Annotated in this window: 20 protein-coding genes and 1 riboswitch; of the genes, 7 read left to right on the top strand and 13 right to left on the bottom strand. The window is 38.4% G+C overall.

What is annotated here, in order from left to right:
* Nucleotides 1–505: 505 nt before the first annotated feature.
* From manX to mntP, 5 genes are all read left to right on the top strand, one after another.
* A complete protein-coding gene (gene manX / locus DD649_RS08450) occupies nt 506–1,468 on the top strand; it encodes a PTS mannose transporter subunit IIAB (RefSeq protein WP_294105919.1) in 963 nt (320 codons plus the stop codon).
* A gap of 87 nt (nt 1,469–1,555) precedes the next feature.
* A complete protein-coding gene (locus tag DD649_RS08445; protein WP_294105917.1) occupies nt 1,556–2,359 on the top strand; it encodes a PTS mannose/fructose/sorbose transporter subunit IIC in 804 nt (267 codons plus the stop codon).
* A gap of 10 nt (nt 2,360–2,369) precedes the next feature.
* A complete protein-coding gene (locus DD649_RS08440) occupies nt 2,370–3,221 on the top strand; it encodes a PTS mannose transporter subunit IID (protein WP_294105914.1) in 852 nt (283 codons plus the stop codon).
* Between the two features lie 88 nt (nt 3,222–3,309).
* Nucleotides 3,310–3,768, top strand: a complete 459-nt coding sequence (locus tag DD649_RS08435; protein ID WP_294105911.1) for a DUF986 family protein — start codon at nt 3,310–3,312, stop codon at nt 3,766–3,768.
* Between the two features lie 150 nt (nt 3,769–3,918).
* Nucleotides 3,919–4,036, top strand: a riboswitch (yybP-ykoY riboswitch).
* An 83-nt stretch (nt 4,037–4,119) separates the two neighbouring features.
* A complete protein-coding gene (gene mntP, locus DD649_RS08430; RefSeq protein ID WP_294105909.1) occupies nt 4,120–4,701 on the top strand; it encodes a manganese efflux pump MntP in 582 nt (193 codons plus the stop codon).
* 53 nt (nt 4,702–4,754) lie between these two features.
* On the opposite strand, the gene rlmA is transcribed toward mntP, so the two are convergent.
* From rlmA to DD649_RS08405, 5 genes are all read right to left on the bottom strand, one after another.
* On the bottom strand, nt 4,755–5,579 hold the full coding sequence (rlmA, locus tag DD649_RS08425; protein WP_294105907.1) for a 23S rRNA (guanine(745)-N(1))-methyltransferase: 825 nt from the start codon (nt 5,577–5,579) through the stop codon (nt 4,755–4,757).
* Nucleotides 5,580–5,689: 110 nt separating this feature from the next.
* Complete coding sequence (locus tag DD649_RS08420) at nt 5,690–5,890, bottom strand: acid-shock protein (RefSeq protein WP_294105904.1); 201 nt, start codon at nt 5,888–5,890, stop codon at nt 5,690–5,692.
* A 453-nt stretch (nt 5,891–6,343) separates the two neighbouring features.
* The gene (locus DD649_RS08415; RefSeq protein WP_294105902.1) at nt 6,344–7,081 is read right to left on the bottom strand and encodes a phosphatase; all 738 of its coding nucleotides are present in this window, start codon (nt 7,079–7,081) and stop codon (nt 6,344–6,346) included.
* A gap of 220 nt (nt 7,082–7,301) precedes the next feature.
* Nucleotides 7,302–8,525, bottom strand: a complete 1,224-nt coding sequence (gene alr, locus DD649_RS08410; RefSeq protein WP_294105899.1) for an alanine racemase — start codon at nt 8,523–8,525, stop codon at nt 7,302–7,304.
* A 251-nt stretch (nt 8,526–8,776) separates the two neighbouring features.
* A complete protein-coding gene (locus DD649_RS08405; protein WP_294105895.1) occupies nt 8,777–10,213 on the bottom strand; it encodes a PTS transporter subunit EIIC in 1,437 nt (478 codons plus the stop codon).
* Between the two features lie 256 nt (nt 10,214–10,469).
* Here DD649_RS08405 and DD649_RS08400 point away from each other — a divergent pair, with 256 nt between their 5' ends.
* Nucleotides 10,470–11,669, top strand: a complete 1,200-nt coding sequence (locus DD649_RS08400) for an enolase C-terminal domain-like protein (protein ID WP_294105893.1) — start codon at nt 10,470–10,472, stop codon at nt 11,667–11,669.
* An 18-nt stretch (nt 11,670–11,687) separates the two neighbouring features.
* Here DD649_RS08400 and DD649_RS08395 read toward each other — a convergent pair whose 3' ends face one another.
* The 3 genes from DD649_RS08395 to guaB all read right to left on the bottom strand — a co-directional run bounded on the left by DD649_RS08395 (nt 11,688) and on the right by guaB (nt 15,732).
* Complete coding sequence (locus DD649_RS08395) at nt 11,688–12,401, bottom strand: GntR family transcriptional regulator (RefSeq protein ID WP_294105891.1); 714 nt, start codon at nt 12,399–12,401, stop codon at nt 11,688–11,690.
* 201 nt (nt 12,402–12,602) lie between these two features.
* Nucleotides 12,603–14,180, bottom strand: coding sequence for a glutamine-hydrolyzing GMP synthase (gene guaA, locus DD649_RS08390; protein ID WP_294105887.1), 1,578 nt, complete (start codon nt 14,178–14,180; stop codon nt 12,603–12,605).
* Nucleotides 14,181–14,265: 85 nt separating this feature from the next.
* Nucleotides 14,266–15,732: an IMP dehydrogenase gene (guaB, locus tag DD649_RS08385; RefSeq protein WP_294105884.1), complete on the bottom strand. Its 1,467-nt coding sequence runs from the start codon at nt 15,730–15,732 to the stop codon at nt 14,266–14,268.
* Nucleotides 15,733–15,903: 171 nt separating this feature from the next.
* Between guaB and xseA the strand changes: the two genes are divergently transcribed.
* Nucleotides 15,904–17,271 (top strand): exodeoxyribonuclease VII large subunit, encoded by a 1,368-nt coding sequence (gene xseA, locus DD649_RS08380; RefSeq protein ID WP_336429935.1) that lies wholly within the window; start codon nt 15,904–15,906, stop codon nt 17,269–17,271.
* Between the two features lie 62 nt (nt 17,272–17,333).
* On the opposite strand, the gene DD649_RS08375 is transcribed toward xseA, so the two are convergent.
* The 5 genes from DD649_RS08375 to maeB all read right to left on the bottom strand — a co-directional run bounded on the left by DD649_RS08375 (nt 17,334) and on the right by maeB (nt 26,174).
* Complete coding sequence (locus DD649_RS08375) at nt 17,334–19,595, bottom strand: TonB-dependent receptor (protein ID WP_294105878.1); 2,262 nt, start codon at nt 19,593–19,595, stop codon at nt 17,334–17,336.
* A 160-nt stretch (nt 19,596–19,755) separates the two neighbouring features.
* Nucleotides 19,756–21,915 carry a S9 family peptidase gene (locus DD649_RS08370; protein ID WP_294105875.1) on the bottom strand — a complete coding sequence of 720 codons (2,160 nt, stop codon included), beginning with the start codon at nt 21,913–21,915 and terminating at the stop codon, nt 19,756–19,758.
* 16 nt (nt 21,916–21,931) lie between these two features.
* Nucleotides 21,932–22,732 (bottom strand): TonB family protein, encoded by an 801-nt coding sequence (locus DD649_RS08365; protein WP_294105872.1) that lies wholly within the window; start codon nt 22,730–22,732, stop codon nt 21,932–21,934.
* Nucleotides 22,733–22,865: 133 nt separating this feature from the next.
* Nucleotides 22,866–23,732 carry a ChaN family lipoprotein gene (locus DD649_RS08360; RefSeq protein WP_294105869.1) on the bottom strand — a complete coding sequence of 289 codons (867 nt, stop codon included), beginning with the start codon at nt 23,730–23,732 and terminating at the stop codon, nt 22,866–22,868.
* Nucleotides 23,733–23,894: 162 nt separating this feature from the next.
* The gene (gene maeB / locus DD649_RS08355; protein WP_294105866.1) at nt 23,895–26,174 is read right to left on the bottom strand and encodes an NADP-dependent oxaloacetate-decarboxylating malate dehydrogenase; all 2,280 of its coding nucleotides are present in this window, start codon (nt 26,172–26,174) and stop codon (nt 23,895–23,897) included.
* Between the last annotated feature and the right edge of the window lie 50 nt (nt 26,175–26,224).

Raw genomic sequence — 26,224 nt, 5'->3', positions numbered from 1 at the left:
TTTTTAACCTTAAATACAACATTTTGATTAACTTGAAAATATTACTCAATATTATTTTATTCTAAAAACCGTAGTTTTAGTGCGTATAGATTATGTACGAAATCAGTTAATTTAGCTTAGTAAGTGTAAATTTTGGTTTTTTTATTCAATTTTTGACTAGTATTTGTTACCGATAACAGCGTAACAAACTAAAAACAACACAATTTTAGCGTTAAAATAATAACTATTTGCATATTTTAAATACAATGTCATTAATTATTAAGTAATTTTAGGTATATTCTTATTTTTCTGACACGAAACAAGTTTTTAGGATAAAGCAAAATGATATGCTGTTGCCGATTTAGTTACTTATAATATATTTATATAATAATTAGCTGATAACATAGATCGTCATTATTCAGCTACTATTATGTAGCAGGGGAAATTGATAAAAAGGAGCCGCTTTTTTTAGCTTCAATTTTATCCACATATTTATTCCGTTTTTATCTGTTGAGAGGAAAAAATAGTGAGTATAGCTATTATGATTGGTACCCACGGAGTCGCTGCTGAGCAGTTACTTCGAACCACGGAAATGTTAATAGGCGAACAAGATAACGTTTCGTTTATTGATTTTGTCCCTGGTGAAAATGCTGACACCCTGTTCGATAAGTACAATCAGAAATTAACTGAATTAGATACCACCGCAGGGGTGTTATTTCTTGTTGATACATGGGGGGGAAGTCCGTTCAATGCCGCTAGCCGTATTGTCAATGAACATGAAAACTATGAGATTATCACTGGTGTAAATGTGCCCATGCTTGTGGAGACATTCATGTGTCGTGATGATAATCCATCGATGAGTGAACTAATCAATACTGCATTAGAAACAGGCCGTGGTGGCATTCGTCCATTCAAGTTTAAAGAAACTGAAGCGCCAGTCGTTTCTGCACCAGTTAAAGCACCAGTCGCACAACCGGTTATTGCAGGCCCGGGAGAGCATATGGTGATAGCATTAGCCCGTGTTGATGACCGTCTGATACATGGTCAAGTCGCGACACGTTGGACTAAAGAGACAGGCGTTAAGCGTATTATTGTCGTGAGTGATGAAGTTGCTAATGACCACGTCCGTTCCACATTACTAAAACAAGTCGCACCTCCTGGTGTTACTGCTCATGTTGTCGATGTTGCTAAATGTATTCGTGTTTATAACAATCCTAAATACTCAGGTGAACGTGTAATGCTACTGTTTACTAACCCAACTGATGTAAAACGGCTTGTCGAAGAAGGCGTTGATATTAAATCGGTTAATATTGGCGGCATGGCATATCACGAAGGTAAAACCATGGTGACAAATGCAGTTTCAATTAACCAAGAGGATATCGATGCATTTAATTATCTGAACGATAAAAATATTGAGCTAGAAGTCCGTAAAGTGTCTTCAGACAGTAAAGTTCGGATGATGGATTTGATTAATAAACTTAAAAAATAATACTTTTTTGGGCATCAATTTATATTGATTTTGCACCATTACTCAATAACAGATTTATAAACTTGTTTGGTTACAGGAGATTAAACAATGGAACTTACCGTTGTTCAAATAGTACTGGTCTTCGTCGTTGCTTGTATCGCAGGTATGGGTTCAATCCTCGATGAATTTCAGTTCCACCGCCCTCTTATTGCCTGTACGCTCATTGGTATCGTATTAGGTGATATGAAAACCGGTATCATCATTGGTGGTACGCTTGAAATGATAGCATTAGGTTGGATGAATATCGGCGCTGCGGTCGCACCTGACGCTGCTTTAGCATCGATTATTTCAACTATCCTTGTTATTGCTGGTGGACAAAGTATCGGTGCTGGTATTGCAATAGCAATCCCATTAGCTGCCGCTGGCCAAGTTCTGACGATTATTGTTCGTACCGTCACCGTTGCATTCCAACATGCCGCTGACCGTGCTGCGCTCAATGGTAACTTATCAGCAATTGGTTTCATCCATATTTCGGCGTTACTCCTTCAAGCAATGCGAATTGCAATCCCAGCGCTAATTGTTGCGGTTTCAGTGGGTACTTCTGAAGTTCAACAGATGTTAGATTCAATCCCTCAAGTTGTAACTGATGGTCTGAATATTGCTGGTGGTATGATTGTGGTTGTAGGTTATGCAATGGTTATCAATATGATGCGTGCAGGCTACCTAATGCCATTCTTCTACTTAGGCTTTGTCACCGCTGCATTTACTGACTTTAACCTTGTTGCCCTTGGGGTAATTGGTACTGTAATGGCGATTCTTTATATCCAACTCAGTCCAAAATACAACAAGTCACAAGTTGTTGTGACACAAGGGAATAGCAGTAATAACAATCTTGACAATGAATTAGACTAGGAGAAACACAATGGTAGATATCACAAAACCGGCAGCGAAAAAGCTGACACAAAGCGATATTCGAGGTGTATTCTTACGTTCTAACCTATTACAAGGTTCTTGGAACTTCGAGCGTATGCAAGCACTCGGTTTTTGCTACTCAATGGTTCCTGTTATTCGTCGCCTTTACCCTGAAAATAACGACGATCGTAAGCAAGCAATCAAGCGTCATCTCGAATTCTTTAATACACATCCGTATGTCGCAGCCCCTATTCTCGGCGTAACGATGGCGATGGAAGAACAACGTGCCAATGGTGCGGATATTGATGATGGTGCTATCAATGGTATCAAAGTCGGTCTCATGGGCCCATTAGCTGGTGTCGGTGACCCTATTTTCTGGGGAACTGTTCGCCCAGTATTTGCAGCCTTAGGCGCAGGTATTGCGATGACCGGTAGCTTACTTGGTCCAGTTCTGTTCTTTGTCCTGTTCAACTTAATCCGCTTATTAACTCTCTATTATGGCGTTTCATATGGCTATAAAAAAGGGATTGATATTGTTCAAGATATTGGTGGTGGCTTCCTACAAAAACTCACAGAAGGAGCGTCAATACTCGGCCTGTTTGTCATGGGGGCGCTCGTTAACAAATGGACACACGTTAATATTCCGCTCGAAGTTTCACGGATTAAAAACCCAACCACTGGCGTGGAAAATATTACCACCGTTCAGATGATCCTTGACCAATTGATGCCAGGCTTAGTGCCGTTGTTGCTCACATTTGCGTGTATGTGGCTTCTACGTCGTAAAGTCAATGCATTGTGGATAATCATTGGTTTCTTCGGTCTAGGTATTCTCGGTGCTTGGCTAAACTTTTTAGCACCGTAATTATCTGTAATTATTTAAATGGGAGGTTGCAGCCTCCCTTTTTTAATTTTAAGCTCTATAGTATGTTTACTTAGCCAAAGGCACTCCAATGACCTTAAATGATTCAATCCTCGCTATTATCATTTTGATCATGCTTGTGTATGCAATTTATGATGAGTTCATCCAGCCATTACTCAAAGGGAAGACCCTCCTAAAAATTAATCTAAAACGAAAACATCGGGTTGATGCCATCATTTTTATTGTATTAATTTGCATCGTTATTTATACAAATATTATCCGCCACGGTAGTTTATTAACCACTTACTTATTAATGATTACTATTTTAATGTCGATTTACTTAGCATTTATAAGAAGACCTAAGTTATTTTTTAAACAAACAGGCTTTTATTTTGCTAATACTTTTATTTTATACGATAGAATTAAAACAATGAATTTATCCGAAGATGGAATATTAATAATCGGATTAGAGCAAAAGAAAATCCACATACAAGCAATGCATCTAGATGATTTTCAAAGAATTTATGATTTTTTCATTAATCATAAATAATTCAAATATATATTCTTAAGAAAACTAAGGTTAATTAAATATTTAATTAGCCTTAATTTTCTTAATATCGCAAATGAAAATTATTCTCAATACGATTTAATAGTCAACAACGAAAAGTGTTGCCTTTATAATAAATTATGGTATCTTTCATCCCACGTCATTGGGGAGTAGCCTGTTCTGGAAATATATTCTTTCCAGAAAGTCCGTATCAACATGCTCGTTTGATTTTAAACGTGGTGCGGACACCATAATTACTATAATTATAGGTTGGCAAGACCATAGACACATGAATAAGCCTTTTGGTTGGGGGTAATTTATGTGTATATGGAAACACCCAACCGAGGTTATGTTATGAGCTTCTACGCCACCCTCATTTTAGCGCTTGCGCTATCGATGGATGCCTTTGCTGTTGCTATTTGTAAAGGTTCCGTGCTACACAAACCCCATTTTAAAGAAATAATACGAACTGGTTTTATCTTCGGCTTAATTGAAGCGATCACACCAATTATCGGCTGGGGAATTGGTATTTTAGCAAGCCAATATGTTATTCGTTGGGATCACTGGATTGCCTTTAGCCTATTATTTGTTTTAGGTGCCAGAATGATCTGGCAGAGCTATAAAAAGAAAGACGATGAATGTTGCACTAAACCCTCAAGTAATAGCTCTTCAAGTCTTATATTATCGGCCATTGCCACCAGCCTTGACGCCATGGCAATAGGTTTAGGTTTAGCATTTTTACAAGTTGATATTGTCCACACTGCGATGACAATTGGTTTAATGACCATGATTATGGCAACAATTGGGATGATGATTGGCCGTTACGTTGGTCCGATACTTGGGAAAAAAGCTGAGATCATTGGCGGTTTAGTATTAATCGGTATTGGCTTTAATATCTTATTTGAACATTTAGAATTGTTCATGTACGGAGTATAGTTCTAATTCAATTGTATCCCTCCCATTATGAGAGGGATACAACATAAATACCTTTACTCACCCTGATATTGATAAACCCGAATAAGAAAATCTGCTGTATATAAGCTATCTTTAGATTGTTTTAATGTTTGCTTAACCTCTTCAGAAGCCCGCCATGCAAAAGGTGTCATCGCTAACAATTCATACGCTTCCCCACCCGATAAATTCATTTTGTAGTTTAAACGACACTCATCGAGTAAATTAAAATTAGGTAAATCTTCGTTTTTCTCTGGGTGCAATTTCACTTCATCATAGATTAATGCTTTTAATTCTTGCAGATGTTCTGCTGCTGGCGTTACTGTAATTAATATTCCGAACGGAATGAGTACTCGGCTTAATTCTTCGGCTTTACATGGTGCGTAAATACGCACGATGGCACCGATACTCGACTCTGGAAAGGGTAATCGGTGGCTAGAAGCGACACAAAAATTAACTAATTTATAACGTTTGGCCGCAAAACGGATTGCGACTTTAGAGACATCTAGACCAAATACGGTAGCCTGACTAAATTGCGTTAATAATGACTGTAAAAAATAATCAGTGTAGTAGCCTTCTCCACAACCAATATCAAGCACTGACTGATTTTGTTCCGGCAAATAACCGGCTAATTTTTCAGCGACTTTATCACGCATTAATTGATAATGTCCCGCATCTAAAAATTGCCGACGAGACAGCATCATCTGAGCGCTATCCCCAGGATCTTTCGAACCTTTATGTTGTACCGGAAGTAAATTAACATAACCTTCTTTAGCACGATCAAACTGATGGTTTGCTTCACAACGGTAGTTATTATTAATTAATTGAAGGGATTTAAAACAAAGGGGGCATTGATAATTCATATAGTTACACTGATTTATAAATAATTCGCAGTATACCATAGATCATAATAAGCAGCGCCATAGGAATTATTCGCCCATGGCACCGATACAGGATGATAACCTAAATAAAATTAAATCGCTGTTTTAGCAACCTTTGCGCTCTTTCCTTTACTTTCTTTTTTCTCTACTTTCGCCTTCATAGTATGTGCTTTAGCGGTTTGATGTGCAGTTGCAACAGGAGAAGCAGGCTCAGTTTTTACAGTTGTATTTGCAAATGAAGCACTAGAAACAGCTAAAGACAATACGGTTGCGATTGCTAATAACTTTTTCATTTTAAGTACCTTAAGATTTTAGAAGCAAGGATGTTCTTGCCACACTAATTAATCATAATTCATGAACGCTCCACAATAGGACAAGATTAAAGTTTATTAAACATTTTATAGGTTATTTAGAGTGAACTATATTTTCATTTTGTTGATTATTCATTTACTTTAGAAAATTTAAAATAAAACAAATAATTATTTAAAATCAATGAGTTAACAAATAAAAATTAGGCGTGAATTTTTTTATTTTAAAACCCAGATTAAAACCAATTAATTTGATAACTCATTAAATCGATTTTAAATTAATTATTCGTATTTTTTATTATCTATTTATTTTTTACTCTATTGCTATTATCTAATTAAATGACTAAATAAAAAAGCCGCTCAGCAGAAATGAACGGCTAATTGCACAGAACAATGTGAGTATCTAATAAATATGAACAATCATCCGAATCTAGTAACTTAAAAATCAGCAAATTCAGGAATATGTTTACGTCCATGAGATTCAAGAAAATCTAACACTCGGCGCGGCGACACATTTAATATTTGTGATTGGGGAAAATCAATAGAATCAAGCATTTCAACGACTCGATCAAAGCGACCTAAATAGCCAGCATGGTGTGAATCAGAGCCTAATGCGACCCAGCCTCCCGTTTCTTTAACTGCTTTAGCAATTTCTAGACAATTTTTCTGGCTACCTGCTCTTGAATGCAGGAATGATGAATTATTCATCTCTAATGCAACATTACATTCTTTAGCGGCTTGCGCGACTGCTTTAATATCAATTGGATATTTAGGATTCCCAGGATGCGTAATAATTTGTACTTTTCCACTGCGAATAGTGGCAATCATTGCCTCAGTATTCTCAGCTAAACTTTTAGGCTCTAATACAGGCTCATGAAATCCAGCTAATATAATATCAAGGTGACGCTCAATTTTTTCATTACAATCAGTTTCGCCCAGCTTATTTTTTATATTGGCTTCAATACCATATAACAATCCGACACCGCCCATAATCCGTGGCAAAATTGGCATATTACCAAAATGCCATTCATGAGGAGCATCTTGCATTTCTGGTCCATGATCAGTAATTGCAAATAATTTCACACCGCGGCTGGCCGCTTCTGCAAAATACTCATTAACGGTACTATAAGCATGAGTACTTGCAATGGTATGTGCATGTAAATCAACTTGATACATAAATAATATCCTTCTAATTCTACTATTTAGCGTCTAACCCTTCCTGATAATGAAAGGATTCAACACGCTAACACATCGGCTCATTGGATTCGATAGCTATTCGTATAAACAGCACATAATCAACATATTATAGAATAATATATAATTTCTTATCTCATATTTGCTATTAAAAACCCGCCAATAAGGCGGGTTTTTAAAACAATTTAATCATGAAATATCATTAATCCACCAGCACTCGCGGATTAGTTGCTCCCCAAAGGATCGACATTTCAGTAAATAGCGCACCACTAATATCTTCAACTTCTTCGGCAGTTATTTCAGCTTTACCTTGTTTACCAAAAAACACCACTTCATCACCTGGTTTAACTTGTTTTAAATCCGTGATATCAACCATAACGGTATTCATTGATGTTTTTCCTAATACAGGTACTTTTTGCCCATTAATCAGTACATGTCCTGCATTACTAAATACGCGTCGATAACCATCAGCATAACCAACAGGGATATTCGCTAATACTGAGTCACGTTTTAACGTATAGGTTCTGTCATAACCTACCGTATTCCCTTTTGGATAATGATTCACAGCTGCAATATTCGACTTGAACGTCATCACACGTTTATAGTCATTTGTCGCCACCGTATCACCATAAAAAATACCGCCAACACGCACCATATCAAGCCATGATTCAGGGACAGTAATTGTGGCGTAAGTATTTGCGACATGCAAAATAACATCCTCACGTTTTAATCCCGTTACCGCTAAAACTTGTTTAGATTGCTGATTAAATTTAGCTAAATCTTTTCTAATCTGCGTTTCATCTTCTTCTGGATAATGAGACATTATTCCAACAATCTTTAGTTGAGGTAACTCAGAAATTAGTTTTGCATCATTTAACCCTTGTGCGTTGCTAACTTCTAACCCATTACGTGACATACCCGCTGAATTAAGCGCTAAATGAATAGGGATTATTTTATTTTGCTTCAGTGCAATCGCATTGAGACGCTGCGCCATATCCAAGTTACCAATTAACTCTTCAACATCATAAATGCTAGCTTGTGCCATTTCTTGTTCAGTGGCATTACGTACCCGCATCAAGCGCCCTTTAAATCCTAACTCTCTGACTTGTTCAAATTCTTGGTTATTCGTTAAACCAATACATTGCACGTTATTTTCAATCATAACAGGCGCAACAAGAGATAAATCATGACCATAGGCATCTCCTTTCAATACTGCGCACATTGAAGATTTATTGCCTAACAAGGCCTGAACCTTTTTGACGTTGTAATCCAGCGCACTACGGGAAATTTCTATCCACGCGTTATTTACAATGACAGGCTGCACCTGTGCATTTGCCGTTGTAGTAATATTGGTATTCGCGGGTTGTTGGCACGCTGTCACCACCAGAAGTGGTAATAATGCTAAATATTTCAGACGAAATGACACTTATTTATCCTTAGCCATAAATGATAACTTTCCCCAATCGATTATTTTTTAATTTTGGAGAGTTAATATATACATAGCATGCATATAGGCTTCGAATAATAACAAGATGAATGATTTGGACAAGTGATAATTGAATTTTTTTGAATAAATACGTAAAATTGACGCATAAAAAACCAAATATTATTTTGATATGATTCAAATAGGCTTACCCAGTTTTACCTCAGTAAGCCCCTATCTTCCTATCACTTAAACTATTTATTATCTACTCGGACGAACATGGTTGTTAATATAAAAGACAGCGCAAATACACCACAGACTCCAAGGACTGCTTGAATAAAGTTCTGAGTCCCACCAGCAAGATAGGCAGGTAAACTAAAGACGGACGAAAGAATGTAGCTAGTTAAATGAGTATCAAGAGTCACCGAAATTGCTCCGAATATCCCCGTAGCTAAACTCGCCATGAATAGTGCTTTAGTATATTTAGTCAATACACCGAATAATGCAGGTTCTGTGATTCCTAATATTGCGGTGATACCAGAGCCTAAGGTAATTGACGATTGCTCTTTTGAGGCAATTTTACGCTGTTTGTACCACACTGCCATCGTCGCGCCAGCAATCGCTAAATTGCCTAAGCACATGATAGGCATCAGTAAATCTTTCCCATATAGTGCAAAGTTATTTAAGCTGATAGGTGTCATACTGTGATGAATACCAAATACAATGGTAATTGGGCGAGTTAACCCGAATACAAAACCAGTTAAAGTCGGTGATACATCAAGTAGAGAGCTCACTACCCAACCTGCGCCGTTGCTAAGCCACATACCCGCAGGTGCAACAACAGATAACACAACTGTAGATGTTACAGTAAAAGCTAATAACGGCGTGAATACAGGCTTGGCCGATGCAGGAACTAATTTATCAACTAATGGTGTAATTTTTGAAAGCACCCAAACGGCTAAAATAGCAGGAACAATCGCACCACCATAATTCAATAATTCAATTGGTACAAAACCGAATACAGATAGTTCAGGGGAACTCCCTGCAGCAGAAAGCTGCCCCGCTTTTTCAACTAATTTCGGAGCCATCATTGCTGCTGCAACGGCTAATGCAATGTATTCATTCACTTTAAAGACTTTAGCCGCAGAGAATGAAACTAACATAGGTAAGAAGAAAAATACGGCAACAGAAATAGATCTAAAGAAAAATACAGTGTCTGATGTCTCAGAAATAACCTTGGTTGCAATCAGTCCCGATAACAGCCCCATTAACATACCAGATCCTGCTATCGCAGGAACTACGGGTCCAAAAATCCCAGCAACAACTTGCATGGCATTTTGAAATAATTGCCCTTTCTTTTGTACGCCCTTATGTTTTATTTTTTCATCTGTAGCTGAACTGACATCAGTCAGTGCATTAAACCATTTTTCAACTTCAACACCAATAACCACCTGGATTTGCCCTTGAGCAATCACAACACCTTTTACACCTTGAATGCTTTCTAACCTTTCTTTATTTATCAGTGATTCATCGATTAATTTAAAACGCAAACGCGTCATACAATGGGTAATATTTTCAATATTTGCGTTACCGCCTAATGTCGCGATAAGTTGCTCTAATGTTGCCTTAAAAGCATCTTTATTTACTGCTGATGTTTCTTTAATTGGCTTATTGGTACCTGGCAATGACATTATATTGTCCTATTTATTTATTATCATTTGCTCATATTATCCATTAGCGATAATTATCCAATCAGTAGATATGTGATTTTCATCACATTAAGCCCTACGAAATAATAAAATTAGATTATTTTTATCAATTGGTACGTTTTTATTGCCTAATCCTATACCGTATCGAACCAGTTAATTTTAAATTAAATTTGCCTCTTGAAATCTATATTTATTCGCTGTTACATAAGCAGATTCAGTTAGCCAGAGGATGTTAAAAGTGAACATAAATATAATTTCAGATATTAAATGCATAATTACTAAACCAGATAGACATAATCTCATCACAGTGATCGTTGAAACTGATTCTGGACTAACCGGATTTGGCTGTGCAACCTTTCAACAGCGCCCTCTTGCCGTAAAAACAATGGTAGATGAATATTTAAAACCATTATTAATCGGTAAAAATGCAAATAATATTGAAGACCTCTGGCAAATGATGATGGTTAATTCTTATTGGCGTAACGGTCCTGTCATCAATAATGCAATTTCAGGTGTTGATATGGCACTTTGGGATATAAAAGCAAAATTAGCCAATATGCCTTTACATCAGTTATGGGGGGGTAAATCGAGAGATGCTATTCAAGTATATACTCACGCAACCAGTGATACGATGGAAGGATTATATCAGCAAGTCGATAAATACCTCGCTCAAGGTTATAAACATATTCGCTGCCAACTTGGGTTTTATGGTGGTATACCGACTGATATGCACACCCCAGAAACATCAACAGCCGGTTCATATTTTGATCAGGACCAATACATAGACAATACCCTAGAGATGTTCAAGAATTTACGGGCTAAATATGGAAAATCATTTCATATTTTACACGATGTACATGAACGATTATTTCCAAATCAGGCCATACAATTTGCCAAAAATGTTGAGCAATATAGCCCTTATTTTATTGAAGATATCCTGCCACCAAACCAAACCGAATGGCTAGATAATATTCGTAGTCAATCGAGTGTATCCCTAGCCTTAGGTGAATTATTTAATAATCCAGAAGAGTGGAAAGCACTTATTATTAACCGTAGAGTCGATTTTATTCGTTGCCATGTTTCGCAAATTGGCGGTATCACTCCAGCCTTAAAGCTCGCTCATTTGTGTGCAACGTTTGGTGTTCGCGTTGCTTGGCATTGTCCACCGGATATGACGCCTATTGGCGCAGCAGTGAATACTCATCTAAACGTACACTTGCATAATGCCGCTATTCAAGAGCATGTGACTTATAAACCGAACACATTACGCGTATTTCCTAATGCTGTAGAACCAAAAAATGGTTATCTCTACGCGACTGAAATAAATGGGATAGGTGTTGAAATGGATGTGAATGCAGCGAAAGATTTTCCTGTTGAATATCGTCCTCATGAATGGACCCAAAGCCGCCTTCCTGACGGAACAATCCACACACCATAATTATGCAATGGCCACAGATTAGTGGCCATTTTTATCTCTGTAGTTAAGACTTTCTGTATTAAATTGAGTGTAATAAGTACATTGATAATTGATATCGATAATATCGCTCACAACAAAAACCTCGCCTGTTTTCAGAAAACCTCTATTGGTGATATTCATTGCGGCACTAGAACGCTTACAGTCAAGTAATACGGCATCTTCCTTTGATAAATTAATTGCTCGATAGCTTGTTAAATAACTATCAATTTCTAATCCCAATGAAAGAACATGTTTTTGCAACGAACTTTCAATGACTTCATTCGAAATATGGGTAAATATTTTAACGGGTAGCTTAGTCTCTTCAATTTGTGTCACTTTACCTTGAATTAAACGTAACCGTTTTATATGCCAAAGATATTCATCATTATTAATTGAGAATACTTGTATTTCATGGGGAGTCGGTAAACGTTTATTGAGTTTGATTTTTTTATAGGATATCTCCCCAAATTTATTTTCAGTCACCGAGTTATAAATAAGCGGTTTATTAATAATTGCCGTATTAACAAAATAACCAGAACCTAATTTTGATTTTATAACGCCAATTGCTTCAAGTTTGGCTAATGCTTTTCTAACTGAAAACCGCGAAATTTCATATTTTTCGGCTAACTCTCGTTCAGGTAATAGCTTTACCGTAATAATACCTTGGCAAATTTTACTAATGATATCTTGAACAAGTTCTTCGTATTTCTTCATCGCGAATTTGCCTATTTAAGCCTGACAACATGATTAATCGTATTCTACACTATCAGCTATATGACTCATGAATAATACCTTACATTTCCCTATAGATTAATAAAGGTGTCATAAACATATTTAGCACCAATAAAAAAGCCCATTTTTACATGGGCTTATACTATCTCTTGCTATCAGTGCTAGCTAATTCTTATTGGGGGATTATTCCCACTCAATTGTCGCAGGTGGCTTGCCGCTAATATCATAGACTACCCTTGAAATGCCTGTAACCTCATTGATGATACGATTAGAGACACGACCAAGGAAATCATATGGCAAGTGAGCCCAATGAGCGGTCATGAAATCAACAGTTTCTACTGCACGCAATGAAACAACCCAATCATATTTACGGCCATCACCCATTACACCGACAGAACGAACTGGTAAGAATACAGTGAAAGCTTGGCTAACTTTATTATACAAATCAGCTTTGTGCAGCTCTTCAATAAAGATAGCATCTGCGCGACGGAGTAAATCACAATACTCTTTCTTCACTTCACCTAATACGCGAACACCAAGACCTGGGCCTGGGAACGGATGGCGATATAACATGTCATATGGCAGACCTAATTCAAGACCAATTTTACGCACTTCGTCTTTGAACAACTCTTTTAATGGTTCAACCAGACCCAGTTTCATGTCATCTGGTAATCCGCCAACATTATGGTGTGATTTAATAACATGCGCTTTACCTGTTGCTGATGCAGCAGATTCAATAACATCAGGGTAAATAGTCCCCTGTGCTAACCATTTTATTTGCGGTAATTTTGATGATTCTTCATCGAAAACTTCAATAAAAACATGACCGATTTTTTTACGTTTAGCTTCAGGATCGCTAATACCTTTTAGTGCATTAAGAAAACGATCTTCTGCTTTCGCATGAATAATGTTTAGGTCAAATTTACCTTCAAACATTTCCATCACTTGATCTGCTTCGTTTAAACGTAATAAACCGTTATCAACGAATACACAGGTCAAACGCTTGCCAATGGCACGATTCAATAACAATGCCGTTACCGAAGAATCCACACCGCCTGATAGTGCCAGCAATACGTGGTCATCTCCAATTTGAGCTTTTAAACGTTCAACTGTATCTTCGATAATTGCCGAAGGCGTCCATAATGCCTCACACTGACAAATATCTTGCACGAAACGTTTTAAAATATTCAAACCTTGATGGGTATGCGTCACTTCTGGGTGGAATTGAACACCATAGAATTTTTTCGCCTCGTTTGCCATAATGGCATACGGGCAACTTGGGGTGCTGGCGATAGTTTTAAAATCAGCAGGAATTGCAGTAACTTTATCACCGTGGCTCATCCAGACATCTAAAACTGGCGTGCCATTGGCATTTAATGAATCTTGAATATCACGGAATAGTTCGCATTGTTCAGTTACTTCAACATTTGCATAACCAAATTCACGCTCTCCAGAAACTTCAACCGCGCCACCTAATTGCATCGACATAGTTTGCATGCCATAGCAAATACCTAATACTGGAACGCCAGCATTGAAAACATAGTCGGGTGCACGAGGACTATCAGTTTCTGTTGTGCTTTCTGGTCCGCCAGAAAGAATAATACCGTTTGGATTAAATTCGCGAATTTGTTCTTCTGTAACGTCCCACGCCCAGAGTTCACAATAAACGCCAATTTCACGGATACGACGGGCAATTAGCTGAGTGTATTGCGAACCGAAATCAAGAATAAGAATGCGATGTTTATGGATATTAGTTGTCATTTGAGGCGAATTCCAAAAATTCAAGTCAAAAAATAAAAATTGGTGGCTCTATCTGGTATGTAAAGCCACCCTGTAACGTTATCTGTTATTGCCCCAAACGATAGTTCGGGGATTCTTTTGTAATCGTCACATCATGAACGTGGCTTTCTTGAATACCTGCGCCACTGATGCGAACAAATTCTGCTTTAGTTCTCAATAGCTCAATGGTACCACATCCAGTCAGACCCATACAGGAACGTAAACCACCCATTTGCTGATGGATGATTTCTTTTAAACGGCCTTTATAAGCAACGCGCCCTTCAATACCTTCAGGTACCAATTTATCGGCAGCATTATCAGACTGGAAGTAACGGTCTGAAGAACCTTTAGACATTGCACCGAGTGAGCCCATTCCACGATAAGATTTATAAGTACGACCTTGGAATAAAATGGTTTCACCTGGAGATTCTTCTGTGCCTGCAAACATGGAGCCCACCATGACACAAGAAGCACCTGCGGCGATTGCTTTAGAAATATCACCCGAGAAGCGAATACCACCATCCGCAATGACAGCAATACCCGTACCCGCTAATGCTTCTGCCGCTTCGGCAATTGCTGTGATTTGAGGAACACCCACGCCGGTTACGATACGAGTGGTACAAATTGAACCTGGGCCAATACCAACCTTAACAGCGCTAACACCTGCATCAGCAAGGGCTTTCGCACCTTCTGCTGTCGCAACGTTACCGCCTATAATTTGTAATTCCGGGTATTTTTGGCGTGTTTCACGAATACGCTGTAATACACCTTCCGAATGTCCATGAGATGAGTCAATCAACAAAACATCAACGCCAGCAGCGACCAGTGCGTCTACACGCTCTTCATTGCCAGCGCCTGCCCCAACGGCAGCCCCAACACGCAAACGGCCTTGCTCGTCTTTACATGCGTTTGGTTTACGCTCTGCTTTTTGGAAATCTTTAACAGTGATCATTCCTAACAAATGGAAGCTGTCATCGATGACGAGTGCTTTCTCAACACGTTTTTCATGCATTTTTTGTAATACAACTTCGCGTGCTTCGCCTTCCTTGACCGTAACTAATTTTTCTTTAGGTGTCATTACCGCAGTAACGGGTTGATCAAGATCGGTCACGAAACGCACATCACGGCCAGTAATAATCCCCACTAATGCATTATCAGTAGAAACAACCGGATAACCTGCGAATCCGTTACGCTTAGCCATTTCTTGAATTTCACGAATTGTTGTATCTGGGGTGACCGTGACAGGATCAGTCACCACTCCACTTTCATGTTTTTTCACACGGCGAACTTCTTCCGCTTGACGCTCAATGGTCATATTTTTATGGATAAAACCAATACCACCTTCTTGAGCAAGTGCGATAGCGAGCTCATATTCAGTGACAGTATCCATTGCAGCTGAAAGCATAGGGATGTTGAGGCGGATTGTTGCAGTGAGTTGAGTAGACAGATCGGCTGTATTAGGTAATACAGTAGAGTGTGCAGGAACGAGTAAAACATCGTCGAAAGTTAGTGCTTCTTTTTTAATGCGTAACATAGGCAATATCCCACCAGGCAGCGTTATGGAAAGGTATAAAATATTGCCGCTGAATTATACACACCGTAATCGATTGCTTCCAGCCTTTTTTTGAAAAAAAACTTGCTAACGTCAATAGCTACGTTAGTATCTACTCATTAAGTCATTGTTTTAAAATTTGATCTGGCTCACATGTCGACACAACAAAATAACGCAATTTATTCTGTCAGCAAGCTCAATCAGTCTGTTCGCGAGCTGTTAGACAGCCAAATGGGCAGAATTTGGCTCACCGCTGAAATTTCTAATTTTTCACAACCAAGCTCCGGTCATTGGTATTTGACGTTAAAAGATGACAGAGCACAGGTTCGTGCGGCCATGTTTCGCGGTCAAAATACCCGAGTCAGCTTTCGTCCGCAAAATGGGCAGCAAGTGCTTGTCCGCGCCACAGTAACACTGTATGAGCCACGTGGTGACTATCAACTCATCATTGAAAGTATGCAACCTGCAGGTGAAGGATTATTACAGCAGCGCTTTGAGTTGCTCAAACAAACATTGAATGCACAAGGCCTGTTTGATATTGCTCATAAAAAACCGTTACCTACACCTGCAAAATGTGTTGGAGTCGTAACGTCGGCAACAGGTGCGGCGCTACATGATATTTTACACATACTGCGTCGTCGTGACCCTTCTTTACCCGTCATTATTTATCCAACTCCCGTTCAAGGTGAATTGGCTCCTGCACTTATTGCTCGCGCAATAGAAATTGCTAATTTACGTAATGAGTGTGATGTGCTGATCGTCGGTCGTGGAGGTGGTTCTTTAGAAGATCTTTGGGCATTTAATGAAGAAATCGTCGCTAGGGCTATTTTTTCAAGTAAACTGCCTGTTATTAGTGCTGTTGGTCATGAAACTGATGTGACAATAGCAGATTATGTTGCTGACGTAAGAGCACCAACCCCGTCTGCCGCGGCCGAGTTAGTGAGCCGAAATCAAACTGAAATGTTACGCCAAATCCAGTCTCAGCAACAGCATCTTGAAATGGCAATGGATTATTACCTCGCAGGCCAACAGCAACGCTTTGCTCGCTTGCAACACCGATTACAGCAGCAACACCCACAGTTACGCCTAGCAAGACAACATCATCAACTTAATTTACTTGAGCAAAAATTAGCTCAATTTATGACTCGCCAATTACAAAAATCCACCTTTCAATTTGAGAAATATGAACGTCGTTTATTGCAGACTGATATGCGTCCACAACTGCAAAAACAGCAACGACAACTTCAACAAACTCAATATCATCTACAAAATATGATGTCCGGACTTGTAAATAGTTACCGTCAGCGTTTTGCAGTTGCATGTTCAAAGATGGAAGCGGTAAGCCCTTTGGCTACGCTTGCTCGTGGATTTAGTATTAGTGAAACAGCGAAAGGCGCTGTACTGAAAAAAACTAATCAAGTTAAATTAGGCCAACAACTAAGAACGCGCCTTAACGATGGTTGGGTTGAAAGCGAAATTACCAACATTCAAAAGTTAAAAGTAAAAAAACCAACCAAATGAACATTTCCACCACTTATCCAATGAAATTTATGCAGATAAGTGGTGGTTAATTTATTTATTGCTTAAAAACGCACCTGCCCACCAAGCATGTAAGTTCGCCCTCTTGCAGTGGCATTATTTTTGCCTCTCTCTTCCATAATAGCCGTCGAGTTTGCACGATTTAATGCATCAGAATAATTTTCATTAGTAATATTGTTAACCGTGAACATCAATTTGATGTTTTTATTCATTTCATAATCTGTATATAAATCAATTACTGTGGGTTGCTTCTCATATTTATCTTTTAAAGCATCACCATTATTATCTACGATAGACTCCACACCAATGCGTTTCGATGGACCCGTCCATGTAACCGTTGTTCCTAATTTTAATTTTTCATCTAGTAACCTGATACCGGTATCTAATGTAAGATAATAATCAGGTAATTCTGTAAAATCACCCGCACTGAAATCAGCCATCCGCGCTATTGAGTTTGGTTGATCGCCAGTTTCCTTTGTATACGAAACTGTAGAATAAAAAACACCTGCATCATAGTTGGCTTGTAATTCATAACCGCGTAAATTGACATCACGAGGGTCATTAGTATAAATATAACTTTTTTGTATAATGTCAGGTCCTTCTTTATCCCAAACATCATCATTCATTAAGCACCATTCAAATTCGGCATCATTCCTTGGGCGACATAATAAGTAAGGTTTACTGGTAATATAATCTTTAATTTTTGTATGGAACCAAAGTGCTTTTAAATTAAATTGATCGCCTTCAACCACTAAATCTGGTCTAAAGCTATTAAACCCAATTTGCCATGTTTGTGCCTTTTCCCCTTTTAAAAACGGATTCATTGATTGTCCACCATTTTGCGAATAAAAAACTTCTTGCGAATTTGGTGCACGCATTGAATGTGCGTAGCTGACAAAAGGTTGAAATTCAGGGATCACTTCTGCGGATAATAATAACCCTGGGTTAAATCCACCTTCTCGTAGATTTAAGTTTGCTTCTTCTTGCGGGAAACATTTTTCCGTTTCATTACAAGCAGGTTTATAGCCATTTAAACGATAATGGGTGTAATTTAAATCAAATGTCGCCGTATAAATATCATATTTAGCCTCAAGTTGTGTATAAGCACTTATTAAGTCTTGCGTTCCACTTGGTGAGAATGGATTATAAATCAACGTATCTTGATCGATAACCGAGCTAACTTCTTTCTGATATTTAGTTTTCATCAGTTTTGAACCTGCTAACCATTGGTAATCTACAGCGCCATAAGAAAAACGGCTGGTATTAAACATATTAATGCCATCTGCCGTATTTTCTGATTTACCTTCCCTCAATGCCCAACCTAATGAGTCACCTTCAAATTGTTGTTTACTTTTTCCATGATTCGCCAATAACTCGAAATCAATAAGTTCATTTAAAGGTGTATATTTGTATTTAAGGTAATAATCTTCACTGTCAATTTTTCGACGTGTTAATTTATTTTGAAAAAAGCGCCCGCTAAATTCTAATTCATGGCTATCATTTGGTTTAAATTTTAATTTAGTGAGTTGTGATTGAGGCTTTTGCTTATAGGTTGAATCAGTAGCAAAATCCTCACTATTATAACCAGATCCATTTTTATAGTTGCCAGGAATATTGTGCCCACTGACGGCAATTAACCCACCGATATAACCATCCTCTGAATTTAATTGCGATTTTCCAGCAACAGCAACCATGCCATTATAACCAAGGCCATTATCGCCCCAACTCGCTTTACTACGTAACCCATATAAATTATGGTCAAGTAATACATCATCAATACCAATTGTTCTAAAGTTTGCACTTCCAGCTAATGCATTAATACTATTGCTACCATTTAATTGCCCTTTTTCAACTTCAACTTTCACAATAAAGTTGGGGTCAATTAATGCACCAAATTCATTATTTGGTTGTTGCCCGTGGGTATAATTACTTGGGGAAATACCGTAATAACTTTGCGTTACCCCATCGACCATCATATTTACACGGCCAAAACCACTAAGCCCACGAATATTAACACTCACAGCACCTTGGCTGGCATCCATCTGCGTATAGGTGCCGGGCATGGTGCGGATAATTTTATCCATTGACTGCAATTTATTTTCAGTTCCCACGGCACTAAAAGCGCCGGGTTTTTCTAATGCTTTGACTAATGCCGTTTGTTTCTGCGCCCCAGAAACCTTCAATCGACTAAATTTCACCACTTTATCGTCTGTCTTAGTTGGTTGCTGTGTATTTTGAGCAAAAGAAAAGCTAGGGTATCCAGTTATGATTAAACTGATCCCCATATATATTATTTTATTATTCATCAAACCATTCCTGTAAACACATGAATTACTTATGTGCTCACATGCCACAGCGGAAAATTTGCTACCGCTAATAAGAGAACGGCAGTAAATTATAATTTATTCACTATAACTTGCTACCGTTACCCTTCACTATCTTAGCTCTTGGCTAATTATTATTTAATTACTTTAAACGAGGAAAATAAACATCTTTATTTTCTAACATCAAGATAAAACTATAATCCAAAGCGGTATCATCTAACGCGTTAAATCTCCCTGATTTTCCGCCATGTCCCGCATTCATATTTGTCTCTAATAACAATATTGAATTACCTTGTTTCATATCGCGTAATTTTGCCACCCATTTAGCAGGTTCCCAATATTGTACTTGGGAGTCATGCAACCCAGTAGTAATGAGTAAATGAGGGTACTGTTGTGCCTTAATATTATCGTAAGGGCTATAAGATTTTATGCGCCAATATGCATCTTCATTTTCAGGATTACCCCACTCGTCATATTCACCAGTAGTCAGTGGAATTGAAGGATCAAGCATTGTCGTCACCACATCAACAAATGGAACGGCGGCAACAACACCTTCATACAGTTCAGGGGCCATATTAACAACCGCTCCCATCAACAAGCCTCCCGCACTACCACCCATTGCATAAATATGCCCTGCTTGACCGTAACCTTGATTTATTAACGCTTTTGTTGCGTCGATGAAATCAGTAAATGAATTCATCTTATTGATTGTTTTACCTTGTAAATACCAATTTTTACCCAAGTCACCGCCACCGCGAATATGGGCAATCGCGTATACAAAACCGCGATCGAGTAATGATAAACGAGAAGAACTAAATGATGGGTCGAGGCCATAGCCATAAGCGCCATAACCATATACTAACAACGGATTTTTGCCTTCCTTGAACATGTCTTTACGATAGACCAATGAAACAGGAACTTTTACGCCATCCGTCGCCGTTATCCATAAACGCTCATTTTGATAATTGGCTTTATCAAAATTAGGTACTTCTTCTTGTTTTAATAACTGTTTTTCTTGCGTCTGCATATCTATTTCATAGATAGAAGAAGGTGTAGTCATTGAAGAATAGCCATAACGCAGCTTATTCGTATTTGGCTCAGGGTTACTTGAAACCCATGCCATATAGGCAGGATCATCAAAACTGACATAATTTTCAGCTTTTGTTTGCCAATTGATTTGGCGAATATTGACTAAGCCGTTAGCACGCTCTTCCAATACAAGCCATTGATTAAAGAGTTCAAAACCTTCTAAATCAACATCATCACGAGGCGCAATTAACGTCATCCATGCATCAGAATTATTTTCACTCGTGTAGAGCCCAAATAATGGGTTTTCATGGTTAGAACGAATATAAAATTTATTATCAAAATGATCAGGGTAATATTCAACACCGGTTTGGCGAGCTTTGAATACTTTGGCTTCCTGTTTAGGATTATTAGCATCAATCAATCGATATTCGGACGTTTCAGTGCTCGTGATACCAATTAAAATATAATCTTTAGAAGTCGATTTAGATAAACTCACATAATAAGTATCATCTTTTTCTTCATATAACAGCTTATCTTGTGCTTGTTTTGTCCCAAATTGATGCGAGAAAACTTGGTATGGCAGCAAAGTTTGTTTGTCTTTATTTACATAAAATAACGTGCTGTTATCGTTAGCCCAAACAATATTGCCCGACGTATTTGTTAATGTTGCTTCTTGCCATTGTTTATCACCAACTTTACGGAAAGAAACAGCAAATTCATTGCGGCCTTGTTTATCTTCTGCAATTGCTATCATCGTATTATCAGGAGAGATGGCTAATGCGCCCATTCGATAATATTCTAGGCCATCTGCCCGTTGATTGCCGTCGACAAGCAAAGTCCATTCACCTTTGCTATCAATCGGGCGTCTTTCATAAATTGAATAGTTTTTTCCAGCTTCAACCCGCGTTCTGTAAGTATAACCATTATAATCATACGGAACTGATTCATCATCTTGCTTCATACGAGAAAGCAATTCGTCATAAATTTGTTTTCTTAGCGACTCGCCAAGTTTAAGCTCTTGTTTAGTATAGTTATTTTCTTCTGTTAGATAATCAATTATCTCTGGTGATTTTCGTTCGTCATCTCTTAACCAATAATAATCATCTACACGTACATCGTTGTGCATTGTCATTGTATAAGGTTGTTTTTTTGCCTTAGGTGCTGACATGTAATCCTCCGCAAGGCTATTCCCTGCATATAATCCAAAGAGTGTAATAATACAAAATTTAGTGACCCCAAGAGATGCTAACAATAAATGTAATCGTTTGAACATTTTTTTTCCTAACTAATTAATCATTATTTATCGTAAAATCAATTGCCATTTCTACTATCACACGTCCATTTATCAACATGTCAGCAGGTGGTTGGGGTAATGGTTCAGCTCTTGAAAGCACATTTTGCGCTTCTCTGTCCAAGGATTGAGTTCCTGATTTTGCCGCTAATGAGCTCGCTAAAACATAACCTTGCGCATCAACTTCAAACTTAACAACAGGACTACCCATTCGATTTCGTTTTTGAGCATCTGCGGGGTAGCGCTTAAATTTATTAAGCTGCCCGAGCACCAAAGCTTCCCAACGCCTTTTCTCATCCAGTTGTGACTGAGATTGGCTATTTATCTGCGCGGCTATGCGTTCAGATTTTTTTAACGCAGCAGCGTCACTCGTAACTGGTGCATCACTCGCTTTTGAATGATCACTTTCAATTTTTTTAATTTTTGGAACCTTATTTTCCGTTTGCTCTTTTTTAGGCTCAGGTAGTGACTTTTTCTTGTCTGTTTTCGTCACTAAAATTTCAGCTTGTTCATTGATGAGCACCGAAGGAATTTCCATCTCTTCTGTTTTTGATTCTTGCGCTTCACTTGCCACTGATAATTCTTGAGTTTGACCTATATTTAATTCAGTTAATTGCTCAGCTTGCGCATCAATAGAAAGCTCCATGATCACCGAAGGTGGTGGCAATAGCTGTTCTCGTTGTTCTTCATACATGTTATGAATAAACAAGCTAATAATTACAATATGTAAAACAACAGCTAAAACGGCTGAACCTGCCATTTTAAATGTTTGTCCTTGCCCTAAAGTCATTGTATTCATTTTTATCTTTAATCACACAAAACGTGAATGATAATCAATAACAAATGCAAATGAAAACTATTTCTTATATTTTCGACTAAATCATTCGCAGAAGTCATTGATTATTCATGATATGAAACTATTTCGTTATTGATTATTTAGGTGTGTACCAAACATAATCTGCATGTAAATGATCAATTTCATTGTCTTGCTCAGAGATAATCAACACTTTAAATTCAGCATTTTCATCAAGATCTTGTACATGTAACGGTACTCCTATGGCTCTTGTTGCGTGATAACCACCGACAAATAAAAGTGCAGGTGTTGGAGCCTTAATGAGTGATTCAGCCATTCTACGATCGCGTAATTGTTGGATAACAACCATCTTGTCTACTTGTTCAGCCGTTAATTCGCCACCATGTGAACTTTCAATTGTTTTGCTAATGATTTCCTTAACGATGGGCTGCGTTGAACGCTCCCCCGTTAATACAGGGGAATTATGATAAGCCTCTGTTATTTCTTGCTTATCAAGATTGGCAGTTAATAATGGGTAAGGCGTTTTTAATAGCTGTTTAACCAATTCACCATACTGCTCCCATGGCCAACCATTTTGCCATTTAAGTGTTGATTGCAATTTTTCATCTCGTATATAGAGATTACCTTGCATTTCAGCTTTAATATTATTGACCTGAGCTTGTTGTGAAGGTGTAAGCATTTCAAGTAAAACAGATCCTTGAGGTCTTACTTTGGGCATTTCTTGTGAAAGCCATTGTTCTATTTGGTGATGGTATTGATTGTCATGTTTTTCACCGACAATCACTCTAGGAGATTGCGAGAGCTGTTGAACTAGCTGTTGTGGCGTAATTGCTTTTCCTGTCGATAGATCGATAATTTTCCCTTGAGCGGTTAGCTTATTATCTAACTGAACGGGAGATTGCACTATTTTTTGAGTGCATCCGGTCAGAAATAATAGCCCGATAAAAAGAATCGATGCACTGCCCTTCAATCCAACTGATATCATTATATTTTCCATATCTAAGTAGTTAATCCACTCAAAATACAGATAATGAGAATCATTTACAATTAAAAAAGACTTCTACTTATAAAAATAGAAGTCTTTTGTTTTTAAATTAAACTAACAGGCTTATTAAATATAAAACCCTATTAATTTAAGGCCTTATAATTAAAGTGGATTAGTTTGAGCTTCAACTACGGCTAATGCCACCATATTCACAATACGGCGTACAGACGCAATCGGAGTCAAAATATGTACCGGTTTTGCTATTCCCATCAACACAGGTCCTACTGTCACACCATCTGAACTCGTTACACGCAATAAGTTATAACTAATACGAGCAGCTTCCATATTTGGCATAATCAATAAGTTAGCAGAACCTTTTAATGGGCTATCTGGCATAACATCTTTTCTGATTGATTCAATTAATGCCGCATCGGCATGCATTTCACCGTCAATCTCTAGGTGAGGATCGCGAGATTTAATCAATGCTAATGTATCGCGCATTTTTTGAGCCGACGCGCAATCAGAAGAGCCAAAACTTGAACGCGATAGCAATGCAACTTTTGGTTCAATACCAAAACGACGCACGGTATCTGCGGCCATAAGCGTAATTTCAGCAAGTTCTGCTGAGGTTGGATCTTCATTAACATAGGTGTCAGCAATAAATGTATTACCCGTAGGCAAGAGTAATGCATTCATGGCACCAGCCGTGTGGACGCCATCTCGGAAGCCGAATAGGTCTTTAACCACATTGTAATGCTCACCATAACTTCCCACAGTACCACAGATCATGCCATCAGCTTCACCACGTAAAACCATAATGCCACCGATGAGAGTCGGGTTACCTATCACTGCACGACGCGCCATTTCTTGTGACACACCACGACGTTTCATGATTTGATAATATTCTTGCCAATATTCTTTATAGCGCGGGTCATTTTCGTTATTGACGACTTCAAAGTCTTTACCGAGCTCAAGATGTAAGCCCAATTTTTCAATGCGCATCTCAATAACACTTGGACGCCCTACTAAGATAGGGAATGCCAAACCGAGTGAGACTAACTCTTGCGTCGCATGCAATACACGCTCTTCTTCTCCTTCAGCTAAAACAATGCGTTTTTTCGCTGTTTTTGCTAAAGAGAAAATAGGTTTCATGAATAAATTTGTTTTATAAACAAACTGATTGAGTTTTTCAATATAGGCATCAAAATCTTGAATTGGACGGGTTGCAACACCAGAATCCATCGCTGCTTTTGCCACCGCAGGCGCAATTTTCACAATTAAGCGAGGATCAAATGGCTTAGGAATAATATATTCAGGACCAAAAAATAAATCTTGATTACCGTAAGCAGAGGCAACCTCTTCACTTTGCTCTGCTAATGCGAGGTCTGCGATAGCGTAAACGCAGGCCAATTTCATCTCTTCATTGATAGTGGTTGCGCCGACATCCAATGCACCACGGAAGATAAATGGAAAACACAGAACATTATTAACTTGATTTGGATAATCTGAGCGTCCAGTACAGATAATTGCATCTGGGCGTACTTCTTTTGCCAATGGCGGCAGAATTTCAGGTTCAGGATTAGCGAGCGCTAAAATAAGCGGATCTTTAGCCATCGTTTTCACCATTTCAGGTGTTAAAACACGAGGGCCTGAGCAGCCTAAGAAAATATCAGCGTCTGGAATTGCATCCGCTAAAGTACGTTGGCCATTATCATCAATCGCATATGCTGCTTTGGTCACATCCATTCGGTCATCACGACCTTTATAAATCACACCTTTTGAATCGCACACCGTAATATTTTCACGTTTTAATCCTAACGCCACTAACAAATTCATACAGGCAATTGATGCGGCACCGGCACCCGATACCACCAGCCTTACCTCACCAATCTCTTTTTTGACAATCCTTAAACCATTAATGACGGCAGCTGTACAGATAATTGCGGTTCCATGTTGGTCATCATGAAACACCGGAATTTTCATTCTTTCGCGCAGTTTTTGTTCAATATAAAAGCACTCTGGCGCTTTAATATCTTCGAGATTAATACCGCCAAAAGTAGGTTCAAGCGAGGCTATAATGTCAACAAGCTTGTCTGGATCCGTTTCATCGACTTCAATATCAAAGACATCAACACCAGAAAATTTCTTAAATAATACGCCTTTTCCTTCCATGACAGGCTTACCGGCCAAAGCACCGATATTGCCTAAACCCAGCACTGCCGTTCCGTTTGAAACAACACCCACCAAGTTTCCTTTTGCAGTATAGCGATATGCCTTTAAAGGATCGGCTGCGATTTCAAGACAAGGGACGGCAACACCTGGCGAATAAGCTAATGCGAGGTCACGTTGCGTCGTTAAGGGTTTAGTTGGTGTTACAGTTATTTTCCCTGGATGAGGAAACTCATGAAAATCAAGAGCACTTTGTTTTAATTTATCATCCATCATCAAGTCCTTTCAAAATAGGTAAGGTAAGAGCGATAACAGTATAAACA

Origin of the sequence: Providencia sp., assembly GCF_003533305.1 — a bacterium.
Taxonomy (GTDB): Bacteria; Pseudomonadota; Gammaproteobacteria; order Enterobacterales; family Enterobacteriaceae; genus Providencia.
This window is presented reverse-complemented; position numbering and strand designations above follow the sequence as displayed.